Raw genomic sequence first — 23,144 nt, 5'->3', positions numbered from 1 at the left:
AGGCAACTGCATTGAAATCATTTCGTAAAACATTTTCCTTGCTGTTAATGGCGGCGATGCTGATCGTATCGACAGCAGCCTGTACATCGAACACAAACAACGGGCCGGGCAATACGGCCAGCACAGCTCCATCTGCGGGTGGAGCAACCGAGACGGCAGGCAGCGGCCAGCGAGAAGAAATCACACTGGATGTGTTCTCGATGCTGTCCAATTTCTCGGGCGAGCAGACAGGCTGGTTTGCCAAAGTCATTAAAGATAAATTCAATATTAATTTGAATATTATTGCTTCGAACCTCGAAGGCGGCGGCGACGTCAAATTTGCTACGATGATGGCAGCAGGCAACCTCGGCGATTTAGTTATTTTCGGCGATGACGGCCAGAAGTATTTGGATTCGATAAAAGCAGGCATGCTTGTGGACTGGACGAAGGACGGCCTGCTGGACAGCAAAGGTCAAAATATGTTGAAATATGCATCGAAGGCGATCGAGAAAAATAAAGCAAACTTTGGCGGCGGTTCAAGCGTCTACGGCATCGGCTTCGATGTTGGCGACGACAAGCCAGGTGCGTCCGAAGCGAAGGACTTGACCTACAACCCGAATTTGCGCTGGGACTTGTATGAGAAGTTGGGCAGACCGGAAATCAACACGATGGAGGATTATTTGCCGGTGCTCAAGCAAATGCAGGAGCTGGAGCCGAAAAGCGAATCTGGTCGTCCGACCTATGCATTCTCAATGTGGGCGGACTGGGATGGCAATATGATGGTGCTGACGAAAGCATGGGCAGGCATTCACGGCTTTGACGAAGGCGACGGCTTTAACCCTGGCGGCTTCTCACTCGTTTCGGCCGACAAGGACGAATACCAAGGCGTGCTGGACGAAGACGGCTATTATATGCGCGGACTGAAGCTTTATTTTGACGCGAATCAAATGGGACTTGTCGATCCAGATTCCATGACGCAAAAGTTTGAGGATGTTGTAAATAAAATGAAGGACGGCCAGCTGCTGTTCACGTTCTTCCCGTGGCTCGATGATACGTACAATACGGCTGAGCATATGGCAGAAGGAAAAGGCTTTGCACTCGTTCCGTTCAAGGAAGAGCGGACATTCTCTTATGGCTATGATCCTTACGGAGGCAACCGCGTTTGGGCCATTGGTTCAAAAACGAAGCACCCCGATCGCGTGCTGGAGCTCATTGATTGGCTGTACAGCCCAGAAGGCAATATGATTTCTTCCAATGGGCCGGAAGGTCTTAACTGGGAGCTGAAGGATGGCAAGCCGGTATTGACTGCATTTGGCGAGCAGGCGCTTCCAGCAAATGATACAGCGGTGCCGGAGGAGTTTGGTGGCGGCACGTGGAAGGACGGCATGAGTCAGCTGAACAATTCTACCTTCAAAAACACGAATATTAACCCCGACAACGGCGAGCCGTACGATTATAATCTATGGCAGTCGACGCTTGAAAAATCGCCATCGAAGCTTGATCAAGACTGGCGAGCAGCGATGGGCGGCGCACTGACGGCTAAGGATTATTTGGAGAAAAATAATCAGCTGGCTATTATGCGTCCGCTGTTCACAGGCACGCCACCTTCTGTCATCAGCGATGAGCTGGAGCAGAAGCGCGGCCAAGTGGCACAGGTAATCAAGCAGTTTTCGTGGAAAATGGTTTATGCGAAAAATGAAGCCGAGTTCGATAAGCTGCGCCAGGAAATGCTTGAAAAGGCGAAGGGGCTTGGGTATGATGAGGTGCTCGCGTGGAATGTCGAGCAAAATAAGAAAGTATTCGGCTATCGCAAGCAATAGGCAGAGAGCAGAAGGCAATAGGCAGTGGCAGAAGGCAATAGGGGCATAGGATCTAGACAGTAAATAATTAATAGCCCCGCCAACTGGCGGGGCTAATTACGTCCTGCGGCAAACGCGGGCTTGGACGCTCCATGATCGAATGAGACTATGACTACATCCGGAGGCAAAGAAAATCGCGAAAAGCGTCCATTCCCCCCTTGCATAAATGGCAGGCCAATCGTAAGATAATAACAAGATTTTCTAACTCTAGTAAATGAACGTAAATAATATAGCTCTGTCAGCGACATGTCCGAAAGAGAGGGATCAGCCAGCGATGTCAGCACAACAGCCGGTGTATCACAACCGCTTTGCGGCCCGTTCCTTGCGGCGCACATTAATTTTTTATGTGATGCTGGGCTGCCTGCTGCCGCTCGTTCTGGTCGGCTTTCTGACGTATTCCTCCATCTATGCGATCTTCTCCAACAAAATTCAAAGCGGAATTAGCGCCAGCCTGGGCCAAGAGGCGGTAAATCTTGAAAACGCTATCAACAATCTTGATTTTGCCTCCAAGCAATTTGCGCTCGATGGCCAAATCGTAGACGAGGTTTCTGAATTTTTGCAGGAGCGGCAAATTTCGCGCAAATCTCAAATGATGACCGCCATTGATCAGAAAATCAATCTCGTTAATTTCACGAATCCTTATTTGGGGTTGACCGCTTACATTATGCCAGATGAAGAAAACCCGGTGCTGTTTTCCAATTTGGCAATGAACCCGAACTTTGACAGCAAAGCGCTACCCTTGTTTATTCATTATAATGGCGCGGATTATTATGGGCCTCATCCAACGCAGTACAGCTCCAGCAGCAATATGGTATTCTCCGAGCAGCGCATCGTTCGGGTAGGAAGCGAGCATAAGCTGTATATTTATTTGGAAACGAATTACAATTTATTTCGCAGCATTTTGCAGCAGCAGACCTATGGCATGAAGGTTACTCATGTGCTAGTCAATGAGCAGGGCAGCATGACGTATATGGAGGACGAGAGCATGCCGATGCAGGTGCGGGAGGCGGTAGATGCTGGTTTTCCCGAGCTGCATAAGGAGGTGGCGGATTATCATTTGTTCCGCTATCCGAGCGCCCAAGGCTGGCAGCTTATAGCCGTCGTCAGCAAATCGGCCTTTAATAGTGAAATGTATGCCTGGCTGAGCAAAATGCTCGTGCTGGCTTGCTCCACGCTCGTCTTTGCGCTGCTGCTGGCGCTGTTCATTTGGAAGCAAATTTATCGGCCGCTGCGCAAGGTCAATGTAGAAATTGTGCGCATGGCGGAAAATCGCACAAGCCCGGTTTCTTTTACCAATGTCGAGGAGTTCGACTTTGTGCTTAATAATTTTCAAAATATGAAAACGACGATTAATGATTTGATTGCTGAGGTTGCCAACAAGGAAAAGCAAAAAGGCCAATTTGAAATTGAAAAGCTGCTGAGCCAAATTAATCCGCATTTTTTGCATAATACGCTCAATTCGGTGCAGTGGCTGGCTCGGATGAACGGGCAGAAGGAAATTGATAAGCTGGTCACGCTGCTCGTCAAGGTGCTGCATTATAATTTGGGCAAGCAAAGCTTAATCGTAACCGTTGAAGAAGAGATTGAAGCAATGACGAATTATATGGAGCTGCAGCGCATTCGTTATGATTATGAATTCGAATTTCAGCTCAATGTTGCAGGTGAGGTGCTGCAGGTTGCGGTTCCGCGTTTTCTGCTGCAGCCGCTCGTCGAAAATGCTATTTACCACGGGATGAGTGACCGTACAGGGCGCATCGTGATTACGATTGAGCCTGTTGGCCTCGCGGAGATGCTGCTGCGGGTAGAGGACAATGGCTCCGGCATTGAGCCGGAGACGATTGCAAAGCTGCTGTCCGGTGACGACAGCAAGGCGAAGCGCGGACTTGGGATTGGGCTGTCCTATGTGAACCGGATGCTGCGGCAATTTTACAATGGGCAGATGCAGTTTCGCATTGAGAGCGAGCTGGGGCAGGGAACGGTAGTGACCATCGTGATTCCACGTAAAGCGAAGGAGGAGTTCGATGATTAAAGCGATTGTAGTCGATGATGAGCGGCTGGTGCGCAAAGGCTTTATTTCGTTGTTCGACTGGTCGATGTTCGGCATTTCGATCGTTGGCGAGGCGGGGGATGGAAAAGCAGCGCTTGAGCTACTCACGCATACGGAGGTGGATCTCGTATTCACCGATATTACGATGCCGCAGTTATCCGGCTTTGAGCTAATCGAGCAAATTAAGCAGCGCTTTCCCACTATTCGCAGCGTCGTGCTGACCTGTCATCATGAGTTTGATTATGTCCAGGAGGCGCTGCGGCTAGGAGCGATTGATTATATTGTGAAGACGCTGCTTGAGCCCGATAAAGCGGATGAAGTGATGCAAAGAATCGTTCAGCGCTTTCGGTGGGAAAACAGCTTTCGCGCGGGGGCGGAGCTGAGCGCCGCAGCGGAGCGGATGAAGGCGGATGCCGCGCTGGTGTGTTACCCGCTAGAGGAAGGGGCAGGGAAAGACGAGCTGTGCCGGCTGCCGGTCTTGAAAAATTTTACGCTGCTAGAGCTGAAAGGGCTATGGCTGATCCCGCTGCCGCATCTTACCCCAGAGTCCGAATGGCAGCGGGAGCTGGCTCAGCTGTTAAAGGGCCGTTTTCATTATGCTATCGTTACGGGGCTGCAAGAGAAGGAGCTGGCTGATGTGAAGCGTTTGCTGGAGGAGCGCTTTGCTACCGTGATGTTTTATAAGTCTTCCGGCCAGCATGACAGCATACAAATGAGCTTTGGCGAGCTTCAGCAGCTTACGGCATCCACTGATCAGGAGGGGCAGCTTCTGCTGCTTGACGCTGATATGGCTGATTTGCGCTGGGCGCTTTACCCAGCTGCTTGGGAAACACTCATATGCCGTTTGGAGCAGCTTCGGGCGAGCAAGGAGCAGCTCATGCTATTTGGCCAAAACTTATTACAGAGCTGGTCTGCACTGCTGATGCAGCCAAGTGAGGCGGAAGGGCTTCGCGCAGAGCTCATTCGTTCGCGCTGCTGGCAGGACTATAAAAGCTGGCTGCGCCGCTTCTCGGATTATGCCCAGCGCAGAATGCTTGCGCTGTCGCTTTCCAAAGAGGTGTTTCATTGCATGCTGCGGGCTACGGTCTATATTCGCCGTGAAGCGGCCGGCAAGCTTAATCAGGTTGATGTGGCGGATTATGTGAAAATGAGCCGGAGCTATTTTAGCGGCTGCTTCGCCCGTTTTGCCGGGATGCCCTTTGGCGTAATGCTTCGCGGCATAAGAATGGAGCGTGCGAAAGAACTGCTGCTCACGACAGAAATGCCCGTCTACGAAATTGCTTGTTCTGTAGGCTTTGAGGATGATAAATATTTCAGCAAGCTGTTCCGTGAGCTGGTAGGCAGCCTGCCTAGCGAGTTCCGTGCCGAGCGAGTGCGTATAGGCGGTTATTAGAATTGGCGTAAAAAGAGGAAGCGGCGGTTGGGATGGTGACAATCCAAGGGGAAATGGAGGGGGAGCAATGAAAGCGAGATTAGCTTTGCTTATAATGGCTGTGCTGCTGCTGACCAGCGCTTGTACAGGCAATAATAGCCCAGCGCAGACGAGCGGCTTGCAAGGGGATGAACGGGCAGATAGCAGCGCGGAGCCACTCGCTTATGGAAGCATGCCAGAGCGGGTCAGCGTTCGGGTAGGGTTCAAAATTCCCGAATCCCGCTTATCCGGCAGCGACACCAATGATAACAACCCCATTTCCCGCTACTTGGATCAATTGACCAATATAAAGGTGGTTCATGCCTGGGAAGCGAAGGGCGACGATGCCTTTGAGCAAAAAATCAGCTTTGCCATTGCGAGCAACGATATGCCTGATGCAATGGTTGTTGACCGCGCCCAGCTGAGGAAGCTTATCGACAATGATATGATTCAGGATTTAACGGGTACGTATGCGGCATACAGCTCCAAGCTGGTACGAGATATTTATGCTTCATCAAGCGGGAAGGCGCTGGAGGAGGCTTCGCGTGATGGCAAGCTTTACGGTCTGCCTAATGTGGCCATTGAGATGGATGCGGTCACCCTGCTATGGGTGCGCCAGGATTGGCTGGATCGTTTGGGGCTGGAGCCGCCGAAGACGCTACGTGATATTGAGGAGATCGCCCGAGCCTTCGTACAGCGTGACCCTGATGGCGACGGCAAGGCGAATACCGTTGGTATCGCTGGTGATAAAATTGTTGTATTCGGACAGAAGCCGAATCCAAGCGGATTTGATTCGATTTTTCATTCGTTCCATGCGTTTCCGAAAAATTGGATAAGGGATACAGATGGCAATGTCGTATACGGCTCGATTACTCCGGAGAGCAAAGCTGCGCTCGGCCAGCTGGCCGACTGGTACAAGGAGGGGCTGATCGACAAACAGTTTGTACTGTATCGGGAGTCGGAGGAGCCGATTGTGGAAGGCAGAGCCGGGATGTTTTTTGGGCCGTGGTGGATGCCTTATTGGCCGCTATCAGAAGCAGTAGCTCAGGATACGAAAGCAGAGTGGCGCGCTTATGCGGCTCCGGTTGATGCGAACGGGGAGTATGTGACACATACCGCACCAGTAACGGATCGTTATCTCGTTGTGCGTAAAGGCTATGAGCATCCTGAGGCGGTCGTTAAGCTGCTCAATGTATTTACCCGCCTGGAGCGGCGGCTGGACCCGAACATTCAGGAAACCCAATGGCTGGATGAATATGCATCCCAGTCCGGCGTGCAGCTGCGCCATTATTATCCGTTCGACCTGCTGCTTGATTATTCGGATGCGGTAGACAATCGTTATGATAATTTGCAAGGCGTGCTGGAAGGCAAGCTTGACCCATCGACGCTTGATCCTGACTCTTACCTGCTGTATGAAATGACGGAGACCGAGCATCAGAACCCGAAGAAAAATTTGGATGCGTGGAAGCCCGCAGCAGCTTACGAATATGGCGTCGGTGCCATTCGAAAATCACCCATGATTAAAGTAAATAGTGTTTTCTACGGTGCTACCCCAGCGATGGGCACAAAATGGGACGCGCTGGAGCAGCTGGAGAACGAGACTTATTTGAAAATCATCGTTGGCGACCAAAGCTTGGACAGCTTTGATGAATTCGTCAAGCAGTGGCGCCTTCAGGGCGGGGATGAGATTACGAAGGAGATAGCGGAGCGTGCTTCCGGGCAATAGCTAGGCTGGCTCAGGCAATAACCGGCAGGGAGCCCTTCCCTCTGCCGGTTATTGCTGTGTCAGTATCCGTCTACCCCTTTACTGCAAATGCTGCTTAGATGAAGCTGGCTTTAGAGCAAGCCGTATCCCTATGCGCTACATGCAATGGTGTGAATAAGCTTAGAAGCAGAAGGTACGCAAGATGATAACTAGCAAAATAAAGAGAACGAGAATTGTGCCCGTATTTGTCCAACAACTGTTGGCACCCGCGATTGGACCACAACCTACGTTAGCGCCTCCTACAGGGTATCCCACGATTAACAACCTCCTGAATGATTTGTAAGTGTGAAGCTTTTGTTCACATGGTTAATGTATGCCGGAGGCGTATGAAAAAATTGGACGTTTGTACCGTCACATCCGCATTTCAGCTAATGCCTAGTTGAAAAAGCGGAAGCTTGGCAAGGGCCTGTTGCCCTGCGGGTTATTCGTACAGTATATCGGTTATCTATAATGACATTCACCTATACAGAGCAGGCTTGACCGAGGGAAGCGGGCAGCCGATGCCGGGTACTGGAATAGGACGCTTGAACTGGCGAATATGCTTAATCCGCGATTCGGCGATCGTTTCCATCGCATTTCCCGCTTGTACGCTCGAGGATGAGCCCATTGCAATAATATAAACGCAGCCAACTACGATGCGTGGACAATGATTGGTGCGCTTAATATGGACCATGTCTTTAGCCGGGCCATCAAAATCATCAAAGCTCGGAAACGACTGGGTGAATAGATCATACGATTCAAAATAAACATCGCCTGCCTGGTCATGGCTTATTTCCCGCTGGAGGGCAAGCGCGCGAAGCTTTGGCGTCGATAGCCCGCGATCTCCGAGCTGTACGATGGCCGAACCTGATGCGCTGATAATCGTCAAAACGCCAACCTCAGCCGTACGAATCGGGTAGTCGAGAGGAAAGCTCATTCCGAGCCCTCCCCTTCTGCGCTGCTGGCGCCACCTGGCTCTGGAAAAGGTGCGAGTGGGCCAACGATTACGGATTCGGGCGGTGTATCAAAAATCGAATAAAGCGTAACATAGTCGCTGTCTCCGATCTGAAAATGCGATGCGCTGGATATACCGAGAATGTCAACTTTACCAACGCTTAGGCAATCATTGTGTACGACAAATTTAATCATGGGCTTCCCTTACGCCTCCATTCTGTAATTGCTGCATATATTGAAGCATTGCTGCGTCGGCATCGCGAGCCGTTTTGGCGAACACCTCGGCTCGGTTTTGCTGGGCCGCGGTTTCCTCGCTAACCCCATCCTGGCGGGGCACTGACCTTGCGTAATATTGGATGCGCGCAGGCATTTGGCTGCGGATATCGGACAAAATGAGTCTGCGGTGATGGGGATCGAGCGGCATGCAAAATTGCTTTTCCATCTGCATCAGCTTCTGTGCGCCTTCATTGTCGATATACTGGTTCAAATCATTTTGAATCGGGGCATAGGGATCCGATGGCTGAGCGGCACCATTAGGCGGAGCGGGATAGACGAGCGGCTTGGATATGGCCATCTGCTCAATATCGCCTTTCATATCCGGAGATCCCTGTGGAGTCATGCCGATATTGAGCGTACCTTCAAGCTTTTCTACCTTCAATTGGTCAAAATGGTACTGCAAATTTTCCACATTATAAGTAGGTTTCGCTTCAAGCCTTTTGAGCTGCTCGCAGATGGCCGCAAGCTGCTGCTCCAACGCAGTGATGCTTTCCTGCTGGCATTGGAGCTGCTTTGCGACGTCAAGCGACCAGGCCTGCCATGGCGACAGCTGATTCGGCTGCTGCTGCATCATTGAAACCTCCTGTCTTAGGTCGGATTGGGCAGCGGAACGAAGGAGAGCGGATTTTCGCCCCCCAGCTGAGCGGCTGGTCCCGTGAAGCCGCCCGTATTATACAGCTGGGACAAGGAGCGAATGGAGCCTGCGCTGCCAATTTGCAGGACAGAGCTGTTCGAGACGTTGTCCACGCGGAGCTGATGTATCGTAATCGTCTGATGAACGGTCCAATTCATACGATATTGACCCCGTTTGCTACTTCATTTTGCGTACCGTCCTGCACGTCTGGATCCAGCGTATTCGTGGCGCTTACGGCGTTGTTGGAATTCGTCAGGCTGCCGGTAAGGAAGGAGCCTGAGCCAGCGTAGGTTTTGGAAGTGCTAGAGGGCGACATTTGCACGGCGTCGCCAAACTGGACGATGGAGCTGGAGCCGACGCTTACGATTTTTACGAAGCCGACTATAGCGGGCATAGCAAAGACCTCCTTGCTGCTAAGCGTATGGTTGTAATATCGTATGCGGCATTCGCCCAGAGGTTCCCTGCTTTGAGCAGCAGGCTGGCCGCTGCCTTGCTTTTCATATAGGCAGCGATCCTATTGCAGCCGCACCGCCCAACTCGGCGGCGCATATAGTGAAGATAGGCCGGGAGGTGGGAGGTAAACGATGGAATCCAAATGGGATGAGCTGGAACGCTGGGTTGAAGGGCAGAAGCTGCCTAAAGGGTTTGATGTGCTGCGCGAGCCGGACTGGGTGGAGCAATTTGTGCGAAAAATGATGACCAAAGCGCTGCCTGAAGCTGCCGGAGCAATTGCGGAGCAAGCTTCGCCGTACTCTTTTTCCCAGAGCGAGCAATTTATCATCGTTAAATATCCGCTTCCCGCACATGTGCGCTCGGAAGAGCTTCGTTTATGGGTAAAGGAAGACCGCCTGCGAGTGGAAGGGCTGCCCGGCAATCGGAAGGAAATGATAAAGCTGCCTGTTGGTGTGCGCCCCCGTGTGTGCAGGGCGATGGTGAAGGATGGCGAGCTTAGAGTGAAGCTGCGCAAGCGGCCGGTGAGCCGGAAGTATTATGAGGCGGATATTCGATGGCGGGAATAATGAAAAAGAATAAGGAGAGCCTGTTTACTTCTTGCTATTGCTTCCTTGTGGCTATCCTGAAGCTCAAGAAGCGAAGGAATGCGGGCAATAGTAAAGGACGGGTAACAAAATAAAGAGATGTGTATTGTGTTTCTTCTCATAATTTGGATAATTAGAGTAATAGACTGGGTCGATATTTTCTAATGTGAAATGGGGCACACCTGTTGAGGATACCAATAATGAACAAGGTCAAGCTTTTGCTTGCTGCATTATTGTCTGTTCAACTCCTAACGTCATGCGATTATAGCAGCGGCACTAATAAAGAAAGCTCGAACAGGCTTGAAGGAGGGACTATCTATCAAGAGCCTGCGCTAAGCCCATATAATCCAGCTATTGAATTAACCTTTGCAAGAGAAAGCGACGATAGCTTAGAGAATTTAATCAGCCAACTGCCAGGAGAAACATTCGAGAATAATAGGTGGATTCGTCTATATGAACAGGTGCTTGGCATAAAAATCAAATATGAATGGATTGCCAAAGGTGACCTTTATCATCAAAAGCTGAGCGGGGCCTTTGCTTCAGGAAATATTCCCGATGTCGTCAAAGTCAATGCGCAGCAGCTGAGGATGCTCAGCAATGCCGGACTGATTCAGGATCTGTCTGAAGCTTATGAGCAATATGGCTCATCGTTTACGAAGAAAATTTTAAGCCAAGAGGGGACGGGGCCTTTTGAAGCAGCAACGGTTGAAGGGAAGCTGATGGGCATACCAGAGACCAGCTCTTCTATTGAAGGGGCGATGTTCATATGGCTGCGTACAGATTGGTTATACAAAATAGGATTAGAGCCGCCGAAAACCATGGACGACGTATTAGCTATTTCGAAAGCGTTTACAGAAAATGACCCTGACCAAAATGGCATTCATGATACGTTTGGCCTAGCAGTGACGCAGTATTTATTTGATCCCGTTATGGGATTGACGGGCTTTATGGCTGGCTACAAGGCTTATCCTAATATATGGATGAAGGACGCGTCGGGAAAGCTCTTATATGGCGGGATTCAACCAGAAGTGAAAGACGCGCTAAAGGTTCTGCAAAATATGTATCGGGATGGTCAAATTGATAGCGAATTTGCTCTTAAGGATGGCTTGAAAGAAGAAAAGCTAATTGCTGAGGGGAAAGTTGGCATGCTTTATGGCGAGCAATGGGGGTCCTTTACAGTTCAATCAAGCCGTGCTGCTGATCCAAATGCGGAGTGGCAGGCATTTCCGATCGTTTCTGTGTCAGGAGAAGCGCCAAAGGTACCGCTGCGGTTTAACACCAGCCATTTTTTTGCCGTCAGAAAAGGGTATCCGCATCCTGAAGCCATCGTTAAGCTTTTTAATTTGCATCTGGAGAAGAACTGGGGTGGGACAGCGGAATATGAAACCTATTACAGCTCTCCGTTTCCGGTCTGGAAGCTTTCTCCGGTGACGCCGTTCCCGGCAATGAAGAATCTGGAGGCGTATCGCCAAATAGCAGAGGCTGGCGGAAATGACGATCATTCGGTCTTAAAGGATGAAGCCAGTTTCATCTATAAAAATATCGAAATCTCCCGTTCCGGAAATGCGAATAAAGAGTCAGGCTGGGGCTGGGAGCGAACCTATGGGCCATCTGGTGCTTTTTCCGTCCTTGACCAATATATGAAGAATGACCAGCTGCTATACGAAAGCTTTGTAGGACCACCAACGGAAACGATGCTTGTGAAGCAAGCGATTTTGTATAATCTTCAAATCGACACCTTCGTTAATATTATACTTGGCAGTTCCATCGACGAATTCGACCGATTTGTAGACGATTGGAATAGGCTCGGCGGGAGCAGCACAACAGCGGAGGTAAATCAGTGGTATGCAGCAAGAGGCGGTAATCTGAAGTAGGGAGAGGTTTCTTCGACTTTTGTCTGCTGGAAGACACAATACTTGCTCACGACTTATAAAAGCAGCATCGGAGGATTTTGTTTGCTTAAATTTCCCGCGCATTCTTGGCGTAACACGATATTCATGCGACAGGTCATTATTTATCTCATCGTGATTCTGCCTATTATCCTGCTAGGCGTATATTTGTATAATTGGAGCTATAAAAATGCCAGCGAAGGCCTGTCGAGAACTTCTGAAGCGCAATTGACCAATTATTTGGAAGCCCTTAATCGGGAAATCGAATGGATGGAGCTGCAGGAGTTCGACTTGTTGGAGGATACTGAATTGAATAGGCTCGTTGTCACTTGGGAGATGATGGACAATGTTGAAAAAAGAGCGAGCTTAAATTACTTGATCCGTCGCTTAACTTCCTTTAAGAATAGCAGTGTATATATTAAGGATGTTTATGTGCATATCCGTCCTGTTAACAAAACAATCTCGTTCAGCAATGCGATCACTGATCTTGACGTGGATAAGTACAATTACTTTCGCTTCAGTATTGGAAGGAGCGAGCAGCGACTTGTAAAGTGGGAGAACACCCTTCATCTTAGCACCTCCAAGTATAGCGGCAAGAAGGGAGAAGAGCCGCTATTCGTCATACAAATCGAGTTGGATAGGGAAAAGCTGAGATATGCGCTGGACCAAGTCAATATTTATCCAGAAAGCGGATCTTTTCTGATTTCGGATACGACGGGATTTGTATTGATGAGCGACGAGGAGCTAAGTGGAAGGCTTCAAGGCGATATAAGAGAAGTAGAGGCGGCCAGTACGACCAAGCTGATTATTGATGACAAAAAATATCACATTGACAAAGCGCATTCCGAGAAATTGGGTGTTACCGTTGCTTCGTATTTGCCTGAGGAAACGGTACGCAAACCGCTGGGCAAGTTCGTAATCTGGGCATGGCTATTCGCAATCATGACCTTCATTGCCATCGCTATCTATTCTTATTCAACTTATAAATTCGTTCATAAACCTTTGCTGCTTCTCGTTCAGAGCTTTAGGAGAATGGAAGGAGGTGCATTGGATATTCATATTGAGCACGAGGAGAAGGATGAATTCGGCTATCTGTATAATCGGTTCAACCAAATGCTGAATAAATTGCAGGCACTTATTGATCAGGATTTTAAGCAAAAGCTGATGATGCAGCGGGCGGAGCTCAAGCAGCTTCAATCTCAAATAAATCCCCATTTTCTTTATAACAGCTTTTTCATCCTTAATTCATTGGCCAGAACCGGAGATACGGAGCGCATTGAAGAATTTACGAATATGCTGGGAGAATATTTTAGGTTCATTACCCGTAATGGGGAGGATAATGTGCTGCTGGCTGAGGAAACGAGGCACTCTCGCATGTATACCGAAATTCAGAAGCTCCGGTTTTCAAGACGGATTCGCGTGGAATTTGATGACTTGCCAAAGGAAATGGAGAATATCCGTGTGCCCAGGCTGATCATTCAGCCTATTATCGAAAACGCATACGAGCATAGTCTGGAGAAAATGACGGAAGATGGACTGCTTCGCGTTGCTTTTGAGCTGGATCAGACTGAGGCTCGAATTATAGTGGTGAATAATGGGAATCGACTGAGCGATACCGAGATTGAAGCCTTGCAGAAACGCCTGGACAGTACTACAGAGTCTTATGAAATGACGGGCATGATGAACATTCACAGGCGCATTATTTTAACGTATGGAAGAAATAGCGGTTTGCTTCTGTCTAGAGGCGAGCTGAATAGTCTCAAGGTCGTCATTCGCATTAAGCTGAAGGAGGAGAATGAGATTGCTTAGACTGTTAGTCGTGGATGATGAAGACATCATTACGGATGGGTTATATGAAGTATTTCAGCGCTGGATGCCAGACAAGCTGGATGTCTGTAAAGCATACTCTGGTAAAGAAGCGCTCAATTGGCTGCAACGTACCCGAATTGATATCGTTATCACTGACATTAGCATGCCAGGCATGAGCGGCTTGGAATTGTCTGATGAAATCCAGATGTATTGGCCACGGTGCAAAATCATTTTCCTAACGGGCTATAGCGAGTTTCAGTATGCCTATAAGGCGATTCAAATGTCGGATGTCCGGTATTTATTGAAGACGGAAGGCTATGCAAAAATAACGGAAGTTGTACAAGAAGTGATGCAAGAGATCCATCAAAACAATCAATTGAGCGCATTAGTCGAGCGATCCCGTGAACAGATGTATATGCTAGAATTTATGGCACAAGGAGAGTATATTAGACATCTTTTGCAAAAAAGCCATCTTCTTTGCCAGGATCAAGAGGTGTTGGTCAAGGAATTTGGCAAACTGAACATCGATCTGAGTCCTTTGATTCCGGTTGTAATGGTAGTTGGTCATTTGTCCTATCCAGCTGAGACCCCTTACTCCGATAGAAGCGAGATGATTAATTCCGCCAGAATGATCGGGCATTCCTATTTGTCAGAGCAGACGCGGCATATTGGAATTGTTGATACGCACGGCAATTTGTTATGGCTGCTTCAGCCATCTGAACATGTCGAGGAAAGGTTTTATAGTCATTTAATTCGCTATTTGGAAGGAACGCTTGAGCTCATTCAGGAGACATGTTTGGAATCGCTAGGCTTAACGATTGCCTTTACTATAAGTGGCGCCTCTTGTGAATGGGCAGCGGTATCGCAGCAATATGAAAGACTGCGTCAGCTGCATCAAATGACCATTGCTGACGGGTTATCCATTATTTTAACGGATCGCACGGAGCAGCTTGAGCCTTCAAACAGGAAAGAAGACAGTATGATTGCTCAAAGAACGGAATTAATGCAAGCCTATCTTGAGGCTGGGAAAAGGGAGAAGTTTTATGAGGTAGTGGAGGAAATGACGACGGGCATGCTGCATCCAACGGGCAATGTTCACCGAGCGATAGAGAGCTATTATTCTATCGCGCTTGTGCTGCTTTCTTCCATTAATCGCTGGGGGCTTTACCACCAGATTGGTGATTATGGAAAACTGATGCGTCTTGATGAGCATTCATCCATGAAGGAGGGGATTGCCTATTTGCATGTCATTGCCGACCGCCTGTTCAAAGTTAAGCATAACGGCGAGCTAGAGCGGACGACCAGTGTAATCGACCGTATATGCCGATATATTGAAGAACATTTAAGCGAGGACTTATCCTTAGTGCGGCTGGCGGAAATCAATTATTTTAATCCATCGTACTTATCCCGGTTTTTTAAGCAGGAGCAAGGGGTGAATTTATCCGAATATATAGATAGCTGCCGCTTGAAAAAAGCCAGAGAGCTGCTAAGAAACGGGGAGCTTAAAATTCGAGAAGTATCCTCCGCCGTCGGCTACGAAGCGGCACATTCATTTACACGCTTTTTCAAGAAGGCGACGGGAATAACGCCGCAAGAATATCGAGACCGTTTTCTTGTAAACGGAGGAAACCGGTGAACTTGATGCATGCGCTCCTTCGCCGCATTCGAAGTCCCATTACATTGCCAACCATGCAAGCGGGACGGTATTGAAGGAAGCAACCATCATGCCATTTTCCGGTTGCATGAAGCTTTAAATGACCCTGAATTGGAGGAGAATTCATATGTCTAATGCACCAGTACCTAATCAACCGCTTGTTACCCATATTTTTACGGCAGATCCTTCTGCACACGTATTTGAAGGGAAAATCTATATTTACCCGTCCCATGATCTCGACCATGATGGTCCTGACAACGATAATGGGGATCAATACGCGATGGAGGATTATCATGTACTGTCTCTAGACAGTTTTGAAGCGGCTGTCGTAGACCATGGCGAGGTATTGCATCTAAAGGATGTTCCTTGGGCTTCCAAGCAGCTATGGGCGCCGGATGCCGCCTATAAGAACCATACGTATTATTTGTTTTTTCCTGCTCGGGATCATGAAGGAATATTTCGGATTGGCGTAGCCACAAGCAAGTCACCAGCGGGTGCCTTTACTGCAGAGCCTGACTACATGGCGGGCAGCTTCAGTATTGATCCGGCTGTATTCGTGGATGACGACGATCAGTCGTACATCTACTTCGGAGGTCTTTGGGGAGGACAACTGGAAAAATGGCAGAACGGCGTCTTTGAGCCGGACGCAGCAGGTCCGAAGGCGGAGGAGGCAGCGCTGGGGCCGCGGGCCGCATTGCTGAGCGAGAATATGCTGTCTTTTCAAGGTGAGCAACAGGAGATTTCGATTCACGACGAAAACGGAAGCCCGATTCTAGCTGGTGATGAGGATCGACGATATTTCGAGGGGCCTTGGGTGCATAAATATAACGGCTGGTACTATTTGTCGTATTCAACAGGGACTACGCACAAGCTGGTTTACGCGGTTAGCCGCAGCCCAATGGGTCCCTATACGTTCAAAGGCACCATTCTTACACCGGTAATTGGCTGGACGACCCATCATTCTATCGTTCAGTTTGAGGACAAATGGTATTTGTTCTATCACGACAGCTCACTCTCCGAAGGCGTCAATCACAAGCGCTGTGTTAAATTCACGGAATTGCACTACAATGATGATGGAACGATTCAAACAATCGATCCTTATGCGATGGAGAGCAGGCTAGAGCGCAATGATTAAATAACAAATCGTAAATATGTATGATAAAGCACAAAGATCGCAACCCCTGCCATTTGGTCCTGCCATTTGGTTGGGAATTGCGGTCTTTTTGTTATTAGACAGCTGCTTTCGAAGCAGATGGACATCCATAAACCTATAATATGACAGGTAATTGAACACAAGATAGACAGGTTGTTGTTCAAAAATGTAACCGCTACACTTTTAAGTGAGGGAATGATCTATGGTTCATTTTGGTAGAAAGAAAATGCTGCCATGACACGCCCCAAAAGGGAGCTTTATGGAATATAAGTTGAAAGGCAAGGTGTATTAAATGAAGAAGAATCGACTGAAACGCTCTATTTCGTTGTTGCTGGTTGCTATTTTGATGGTAACGTCCTTATCGCTTAGCGTGCTGCCAAAGCAGACGCATGCGGAAGCCAGCACAGAGCCGCCAAGCGAAGCTGAACAAATCACGACGGATTTCGAGGACGGTACTACACAAGGGTGGTATGGACGCGGCGGCAACGAAAGCCTGACGGCTGCTGCTTCGGCTGCCCATTCGGGGAAATTTGGTCTTCAGGTTACAGGAAGAACGGAGGGCTGGAACGGCCCCATGCTCAATCTAGCCTCGTTTATGGAGGTCGGCAATTCCTATGAGCTCTCAGCTTGGGTTCGCCTGCCTGCGGGAACGCCTGATTCGTCCGTCTCCATGCTGATCGAGCGGAAAACGAATGGGGACATGTTTTATGAGTCAGTTGCTGCCAAAACAGTAACGGAAAGCGGCTGGGTGAAGCTAACTGGAACTTACAGCTTGCTCCATCCGTTTGAGACTCTAGGTGTTTACTTTGAATCCATAGATCATGCGAAACTGGCATTCAATGTGGACGATGTTGTTATTGCGCGCACGCCAGATTTGGTACCTATTGAAATTCAAAAGGATATTCCTTCTCTAAAAGATGTATTTGCTGATGATTTTTTACTTGGATCCTCCTTGCTCGTGAATGAAATTGAAGATGCTACCGGGCCGGATGCGCAGCTGCTACAGAAGCATTTCAACAGTCTGACCGCAGGCAATGAGCTGAAGTGGGATGCTACCGAGCCGAAGGAGGGTCAATTTGATTTTACACGCTCGGATAAAATCGTTGATTTTGCTGTAAACAATGACATTGCTGTTCGCGGCCATACGCTAATCTGGCATTCCCAAACGCCAAATTGGGTGTTCTACGATGAGAAAGGCAATCTTGCCAGCAAGGAATTGCTGTATGCAAGAATGAAGCGGCATATTGAGACGGTAGTCGGCCGATACAAGGGCAAAATCTATGCTTGGGACGTTGTGAATGAGGTTCTTGATTCCGGTGACCAGAAGCCGAATGGTTTGCGCAACAGCCTGTGGTACCAAATCGCAGGCGAGGAATTTATCGAGAAGGCGTTCGAATATGCACATGCTGCAGATCCACAGGCCAAGCTGTTTATTAACGACTACAACACGGATATTCCTCAAAAACGACAAGATTTGCATGATTTAATCAAGCGCCTACAAGGCAAGGGTATCCCTGTGGACGGCGTCGGCCATCAGACACATATTGGCATTGCGTCCCCGTCCGTTCAGTCACTTGATGATATGCTTCAGGCTTTCCGGGATCTTGGCATTGAGCAGCAAATCACGGAGCTTGATATGAGTGCCTATACGAATGACGCTGATTCCTATGATGCGTTTCCGCTTGAGCTGCAAATTAAGCAGGCAAATCGGTACAAGGAAGTTTTCGATGTGTTTAAAAAGCATAAGGATCAGCTCACTGCAGTAATCTTCTGGGGCAAGGACGACCTTAATACATGGCTCCGTACTTTCCCTGTCACGCGCAATAATTGGCCGCTATTGTTCGATGAGCGGCTTCAGGCGAAATTCGCGTATTGGGCGCTCGTCGATCCGAGCAAGGTGCCAGTCGAAACGATGCAAGCAACGGCAGCGGAGGGAAGTGCGAAGATCGACGGCAAGCTGGAGGAGGCTTGGAATAGAGCACCGCTCGTATCCATCTCGAAGGATGGCAGTGCAATTGCCAAGGTGAAGACGCTTTGGGATAAGAAGCATCTTTATGTAACGGTTGATGTGCTGGATAAGACGGCGAATGGCAGCGATGCGGTCGAGCTTTATATAGACGGCAACAATGGCAAGACAACGTCTTACGAGGCGGACGATAAAAAATATACATTCCAGCGCAGTGGAGCGAATAAGGATAAAACCGTGAATTACAAAGCGGTCAAGACAGAAGGCGGCTACCGCATTGAAGCTGCGGTTCCTATGAAAGGGCTGCTAGGAAAAGAGCTTGGGTTCGATGTGGGAATGGTGGATAAGTCTGGCAGCACAGTGACGAAGACATCCTGGAATGACAAGACGAATTCACAGGATACGGATACGTCCAAATTCGGTGTTTTAAAGCTCGTTGAAGGGCCTCAATATGCTAAAGCTGTAAAAGGTACGCCAGTCATTGATGGCAGCATTGATGCGGTATGGGCAAATGCAAAATCAATCATGACCGACCGCTGGGTCAATGGGTCAAGCGGATCGAAGGCCAAGGTCAGAACGTTATGGGACGGTCGCCGTTTGTATGTGCTGGCCGAGGTGACTGACTCGCTGCTGTCGAAACAGAGTGCGAATGTGTGGGAGCAGGATTCGGTGGAGATTTTCATCGACCAGAATAATGCGGCGAGCAGCAGCTATGACTCCGATGACGGACAGTATCGGATCAACTTCGAGAATGAACAAAGTGTCAGCCCGGCTTCGTTAAGCAAAAATCTAATCTCGGCTACGAAGCGGACGGCGAATGGTTATGTAGTGGAAGCATCTATCGCATGGATTGGCAAGGCGCCAAAAGCCGGGGATCTGATCGGATTTGACGTACAAATCAATAATGACGAGGATGGCGACGGAAGCCGCGATAGTGTGGCCATGTGGAATGATCGGTCAGGACAGTCGTACCAAAACGCATTCGGCTTTGGGGTATTGCAGCTGACGGGCGCGAAGGGAAAGTAGCATCGTCATAGAAAAAGCGAAAGGCGGCAGAAAAATGACAGAGAAGAAGCATTTGAATTCAGCGGATAGTCTGGCGGGAAGCTTCAAAAATGATTTTCTGATCGGCGCTGCGGTAAATAGTCACACGATTGTAAGCCAACGTGAATTGCTGATCAAGCACTACAACAGCTTGACCGCGGAAAACGAAATGAAGTTTGAGTGCATTCACCCGGCAGAGGATACGTATACATTCGAGGCTGCTGATCAGATTGCCCAGTTTGCCAGAGAGCATGGCATGAAGCTGCGCGGACATACGCTCGTGTGGCATAATCAGACACCAGATTGGGTATTTGACGATGGAAACGGCGGTACAGCAGCTCGGGAAACGCTGCTAGCCCGGATGAAGGCTCACATCATGGCGGTTATGCAGCGATACCGCGATACCATTTATTGCTGGGATGTCGTCAACGAAGCGGTCACCGACGAAGGGGAAGAGTTGCTGCGACCCTCAAGGTGGCTGGAGGGCATTGGTGACGACTATATGGTGCAAGCCTTCCGATTGGCCCATGAAGCTGATCCGGCGGCACTGTTGTTCTACAACGACTACAATGAATGCAATCCGGGGAAGCGTGAGAAAATTTATCGGCTCGTCAAGTCGCTTCTTGAACAGGGGGCTCCAGTACACGGCATTGGGCTGCAGGCACACTGGAATTTAATAGATCCATCTCTGGATGACATCCGCGCGGCAATCGAGCGTTATGCATCGCTTGGCTTGAAGCTGCAAATTACGGAGATGGATGTGTCAGTCTTCGCCTTTGAAGACCGACGTACGGATATAGCAGTACCGACAGCTGAAATGCTGCGTCAGCAGGAACAACGTTACAAGCAGTTTTTTGAGCTGTTTCGTGAATATAAGGATGTGCTGACAGGTGTTACGTTTTGGGGAGCGGCAGACGACTATACTTGGCTGGATTATTTTCCGGTAAGAGGCCGCAAAAATTGGCCGTTATTGTTTGATTCGGAGCAGCAGCCGAAAGGTGCCTATTACGAGGTTGTCCATTTGTCTGCGAGTAGTGCAACAGAGCAGTAGAACAGTAGAGCGGCATCAGTACATTTTACAGGCAATGAATCTTTAAGGTTAACAGGCATGCAGCAGGCCAGCTTCCTCATCCAAGGGAAGCTGGCCTGTACGTTTGTGCTCGCAATGACAGCTATGAATTTAAGAGATTTGCTTTCGATATTCGTTCGCACTGGCTCCTGTATACGCTTTAAATTTTTTGTAGAACCAATCGATTTCCGTGTAACCAACCTCATTAGCAATTTCATAGATGCGCATATCCGTTTTTTCGAGCAGCAGCTTTGCTTTTTCCATCCGTTGCTGAAGGAGGTATTCATTAAACGACATGTTTTCGTGGTCCTTGAATTTTTGACCCAGATAAGCGCAGTTGAAATGCAATAAGGTGGATATTTTTTTTAGCGTAATGTTAAGGTGCAATTCTTCCTCCACGTATTTTTTTACGATATCAATAATCGAGTTGCCTTGCTCGCTCCGCTTAAAGGGGACAGGCGATGCATGTAACAGTTGTTGATCATCAACCATGGATGCCAGTTCTTTTTTTACAGCAAGCAAGCTTGCCGTTAAATCGCTAGCTTGAACAGGCTGCGTAATGTAATCGCTTACTTGAAAGGACAAAGCTTTCCTAGCCAACTGGAAATCATCGTCCCCTTCCAAGAGGATAATCGGAACGCGGCTTTGCTGGCGGATATGCTCGCAAAGCAGCATGCCATCTGCTTGAGCGTTTTTAATATTAATGAGAACAAGGGAAAAGGGCTCCCGATCCATTAAAGACAGAGCCTCCGAGGAATTGTCCGCATACGCTTGTATGATAAAACCTAAATGTGTCCAGTCAAGCATGTTCTGCGTCTTTTCCCTCGAATGAATCATTGGATCAACAAGCAATACCTTATACACGGTTATAACCTCACTTTCATTTTCAATAATAAGCTTCGGAAGAATTTCCGTACGAATGAAGTAATTATGTTTCCATTATGTTCAACGTACGCCTTCTCCACAACGTGCATTTCTTTATCCCTCAACCATTTGTTTACCATTTGTAAACGGGACTAGCACAGCAAGAAAGCGATTTCATTGAAATCTATAACTTATAGGGTGATTCATCTAAATACAGGCAGGTTGTTACTCAGAAATGTAAGCGCTACACTTTTTATGTAATCCATTTTCAGGGGGGATCCATATGAGAGTGAGAAAACTGGGAGTCTTTTTATTAAGTTTAATGTTGATATTTACATTAGCAGCATGCAGCGGTAATGCAGGCAGTAATGCCAGTGGAAGCAGTAATGCTAGTGGAAGCAGTAATGGTAACAGCAATAAGGAACCGGTAGAGGGAAGCGTTAACGAAGGCTCGGAAACGACTGATCCTGCTGAGGCTAATAATGCTGGTGAGGCAGCTGGGGATGAACAGTCGACGCCAGAGATGGATTTTGACATGGGCGGACGGGTGATCAAAATCGTATCATGGTGGGATATGACGATACCCGAGGACAATCCAGACAATATTCAGCGCAAGAAAAACCTGGATGATCTAATGAAGAAGCATAATTTTAAAGTGGAATACGTCGCTGTTGACTACGGTGAGTATCAGCAGAAGGTTGTCGCATCTCTGGTGGCAGGCGAGCCGCTCGGCGATATCGTCAGACTGGGTAAAGCCTATATGATCCCGTCATTGGTAAAGCAAGATTTAATTTGGCCGATTGATGAGTATACGAAAAATACGAAGGTATTCAACCAGAAGGTTACAAATGAGTTTATGCAGTATGAGGGCAGAGGCTATGGTTTTACGGATAATCAGTCTGATTTTATGGGTGGCGTTTTCTATAATCGTACGCTTCTGAATCAGCTAGGACTTAAGTCGCTTCAGGAATATGTAGATGAAGATAATTGGAATTGGGACACGTTCATTCAAGTTGCCAAAGAGGCCAACAAGGATACGAATAACGATGGAAAGCTGGATAGATGGGGGCTTTCACAAGGCTCGCTGATGGATCAGGCGCTGTACTCCAATGAAGCAAGTCTTACTCTAGGAGATAAGCAAAATTTAGAAGATCCAAAAACGGTAGAAGCCTTTCATTTCATTTCCCGTGTGGCAACCGAGAAGGTGGCAAGAGCTACGGAAGGCGGAGATTGGACAGAGCCTGGCCAATTTTTCCGTCAAGGCAACACCCTGATGTATGCAGGCGCCATTTGGGAGATCGGAGGACTCAAGACGGATATGAAGGATTTTGACATCGGCTTCGTTCCCTTCCCTAAAGGCCCGAGTGCTTCCGCCTATCATGCAGGCGAAGCTCTCTTCCAGTCCCTGGCGATTCCAAAAAAAGTCGAGAATCCAGAGCAGCTCATGTACATTTGGGAAAAAATAAACGATGTCGATTCGATTTATGATTATCCAGACCAAGCTACGCTGGAGAGCAACTTTACGAATGAGGATGATATTGAGAACGCAATCATTTCCGGAAAAGGCATGCTCGTCCTCGATCACAATACATTCCCGAAATTGCCTTATTACGATATCATTGGCGAGCTTACTTCTGGAAACTCAGTCTCTACCGTTATCAACAAATTTAAAGCGAATGTTCAAGCTGCCATTGACGAAGTGTATAAAAAATAGCGATTACTTTCGCATCTCGAACAGTCCCTATTGAGCCATTC

The 23,144-nt window shown here is 48.4% G+C and carries 19 protein-coding genes; 12 read left to right on the top strand and 7 right to left on the bottom strand.

What is annotated here, in order from left to right:
- The first annotated feature begins 11 nt into the window (after positions 1–11).
- The 4 genes from ABEW34_RS08425 (at position 12) to ABEW34_RS08410 (ending at position 7,022) form a co-directional block, all read left to right on the top strand.
- Positions 12–1,799 (top strand): ABC transporter substrate-binding protein, encoded by a 1,788-nt coding sequence (locus ABEW34_RS08425; protein ID WP_430157034.1) that lies wholly within the window; start codon positions 12–14, stop codon positions 1,797–1,799.
- A gap of 313 nt (positions 1,800–2,112) precedes the next feature.
- Positions 2,113–3,867 carry a sensor histidine kinase gene (locus ABEW34_RS08420; RefSeq protein WP_430157031.1) on the top strand — a complete coding sequence of 585 codons (1,755 nt, stop codon included), beginning with the start codon at positions 2,113–2,115 and terminating at the stop codon, positions 3,865–3,867.
- Positions 3,860–5,278, top strand: coding sequence for a response regulator transcription factor (locus tag ABEW34_RS08415; RefSeq protein WP_430157027.1), 1,419 nt, complete (start codon positions 3,860–3,862; stop codon positions 5,276–5,278). The genes ABEW34_RS08420 and ABEW34_RS08415 overlap by 8 nt, the downstream gene beginning before the upstream one ends.
- A gap of 67 nt (positions 5,279–5,345) precedes the next feature.
- Positions 5,346–7,022 (top strand): extracellular solute-binding protein, encoded by a 1,677-nt coding sequence (locus tag ABEW34_RS08410; protein ID WP_430157024.1) that lies wholly within the window; start codon positions 5,346–5,348, stop codon positions 7,020–7,022.
- A 159-nt stretch (positions 7,023–7,181) separates the two neighbouring features.
- Here the strand turns inward: ABEW34_RS08410 and ABEW34_RS08405 are convergent, their stop codons facing one another.
- The 6 genes from ABEW34_RS08405 to ABEW34_RS08380 all read right to left on the bottom strand — a co-directional run bounded on the left by ABEW34_RS08405 (position 7,182) and on the right by ABEW34_RS08380 (position 9,298).
- Positions 7,182–7,274, bottom strand: coding sequence for a dihydroorotate dehydrogenase (locus ABEW34_RS08405; protein WP_099521728.1), 93 nt, complete (start codon positions 7,272–7,274; stop codon positions 7,182–7,184).
- A 244-nt stretch (positions 7,275–7,518) separates the two neighbouring features.
- Positions 7,519–7,977, bottom strand: coding sequence for a spore germination protein GerPE (locus tag ABEW34_RS08400; RefSeq protein WP_430157022.1), 459 nt, complete (start codon positions 7,975–7,977; stop codon positions 7,519–7,521).
- A complete protein-coding gene (locus ABEW34_RS08395; protein ID WP_056029200.1) occupies positions 7,974–8,189 on the bottom strand; it encodes a hypothetical protein in 216 nt (71 codons plus the stop codon). The genes ABEW34_RS08400 and ABEW34_RS08395 overlap by 4 nt, the downstream gene beginning before the upstream one ends.
- Positions 8,182–8,844 (bottom strand): spore germination protein GerPC, encoded by a 663-nt coding sequence (gene gerPC, locus ABEW34_RS08390; RefSeq protein WP_430157019.1) that lies wholly within the window; start codon positions 8,842–8,844, stop codon positions 8,182–8,184. The genes ABEW34_RS08395 and gerPC overlap by 8 nt, the downstream gene beginning before the upstream one ends.
- A gap of 14 nt (positions 8,845–8,858) precedes the next feature.
- Positions 8,859–9,062, bottom strand: coding sequence for a spore germination protein GerPB (locus ABEW34_RS08385; protein ID WP_430157016.1), 204 nt, complete (start codon positions 9,060–9,062; stop codon positions 8,859–8,861).
- Positions 9,059–9,298 (bottom strand): spore germination protein, encoded by a 240-nt coding sequence (locus ABEW34_RS08380; protein ID WP_046229873.1) that lies wholly within the window; start codon positions 9,296–9,298, stop codon positions 9,059–9,061. The genes ABEW34_RS08385 and ABEW34_RS08380 overlap by 4 nt, the downstream gene beginning before the upstream one ends.
- 190 nt (positions 9,299–9,488) lie before the next feature.
- On the opposite strand from ABEW34_RS08380, the gene ABEW34_RS08375 reads away from it, so the two are divergent.
- The 7 genes from ABEW34_RS08375 to ABEW34_RS08345 all read left to right on the top strand — a co-directional run bounded on the left by ABEW34_RS08375 (position 9,489) and on the right by ABEW34_RS08345 (position 20,507).
- Positions 9,489–9,923 (top strand): Hsp20/alpha crystallin family protein, encoded by a 435-nt coding sequence (locus ABEW34_RS08375; RefSeq protein WP_430157013.1) that lies wholly within the window; start codon positions 9,489–9,491, stop codon positions 9,921–9,923.
- Between the two features lie 218 nt (positions 9,924–10,141).
- Positions 10,142–11,815 carry an extracellular solute-binding protein gene (locus tag ABEW34_RS08370; protein WP_430157010.1) on the top strand — a complete coding sequence of 558 codons (1,674 nt, stop codon included), beginning with the start codon at positions 10,142–10,144 and terminating at the stop codon, positions 11,813–11,815.
- Positions 11,816–11,896: 81 nt separating this feature from the next.
- Positions 11,897–13,639, top strand: coding sequence for a sensor histidine kinase (locus ABEW34_RS08365; protein WP_430157007.1), 1,743 nt, complete (start codon positions 11,897–11,899; stop codon positions 13,637–13,639).
- Entirely contained in the window at positions 13,632–15,275 is a 1,644-nt protein-coding gene (locus ABEW34_RS08360) for a response regulator transcription factor (protein WP_430157004.1), read from the top strand. Before ABEW34_RS08365 ends, ABEW34_RS08360 begins: the two co-directional genes overlap by 8 nt.
- Positions 15,276–15,420: 145 nt before the next feature.
- Entirely contained in the window at positions 15,421–16,428 is a 1,008-nt protein-coding gene (locus ABEW34_RS08355; protein WP_430157001.1) for a glycoside hydrolase family 43 protein, read from the top strand.
- Positions 16,429–16,738: 310 nt separating this feature from the next.
- Positions 16,739–19,438 carry an endo-1,4-beta-xylanase gene (locus ABEW34_RS08350; protein ID WP_430156999.1) on the top strand — a complete coding sequence of 900 codons (2,700 nt, stop codon included), beginning with the start codon at positions 16,739–16,741 and terminating at the stop codon, positions 19,436–19,438.
- A gap of 34 nt (positions 19,439–19,472) precedes the next feature.
- The gene (locus tag ABEW34_RS08345) at positions 19,473–20,507 is read left to right on the top strand and encodes an endo-1,4-beta-xylanase (protein ID WP_430156996.1); all 1,035 of its coding nucleotides are present in this window, start codon (positions 19,473–19,475) and stop codon (positions 20,505–20,507) included.
- 129 nt (positions 20,508–20,636) lie between these two features.
- On the opposite strand, the gene ABEW34_RS08340 is transcribed toward ABEW34_RS08345, so the two are convergent.
- Positions 20,637–21,389 carry a response regulator transcription factor gene (locus ABEW34_RS08340; protein WP_430156992.1) on the bottom strand — a complete coding sequence of 251 codons (753 nt, stop codon included), beginning with the start codon at positions 21,387–21,389 and terminating at the stop codon, positions 20,637–20,639.
- 283 nt (positions 21,390–21,672) lie between these two features.
- On the opposite strand from ABEW34_RS08340, the gene ABEW34_RS08335 reads away from it, so the two are divergent.
- Positions 21,673–23,103 (top strand): extracellular solute-binding protein, encoded by a 1,431-nt coding sequence (locus tag ABEW34_RS08335; protein WP_430156989.1) that lies wholly within the window; start codon positions 21,673–21,675, stop codon positions 23,101–23,103.
- Positions 23,104–23,144: the final 41 nt, after the last annotated feature.

It is taken from the genome of Paenibacillus algorifonticola, assembly GCF_050481745.1.
Classification (GTDB): Bacteria; Bacillota; Bacilli; order Paenibacillales; family Paenibacillaceae; genus Pristimantibacillus; species Pristimantibacillus algorifonticola_A.
Note: the sequence above shows the minus strand (reverse complement) of the source record. Positions and strands in the feature narration are given on the sequence as shown.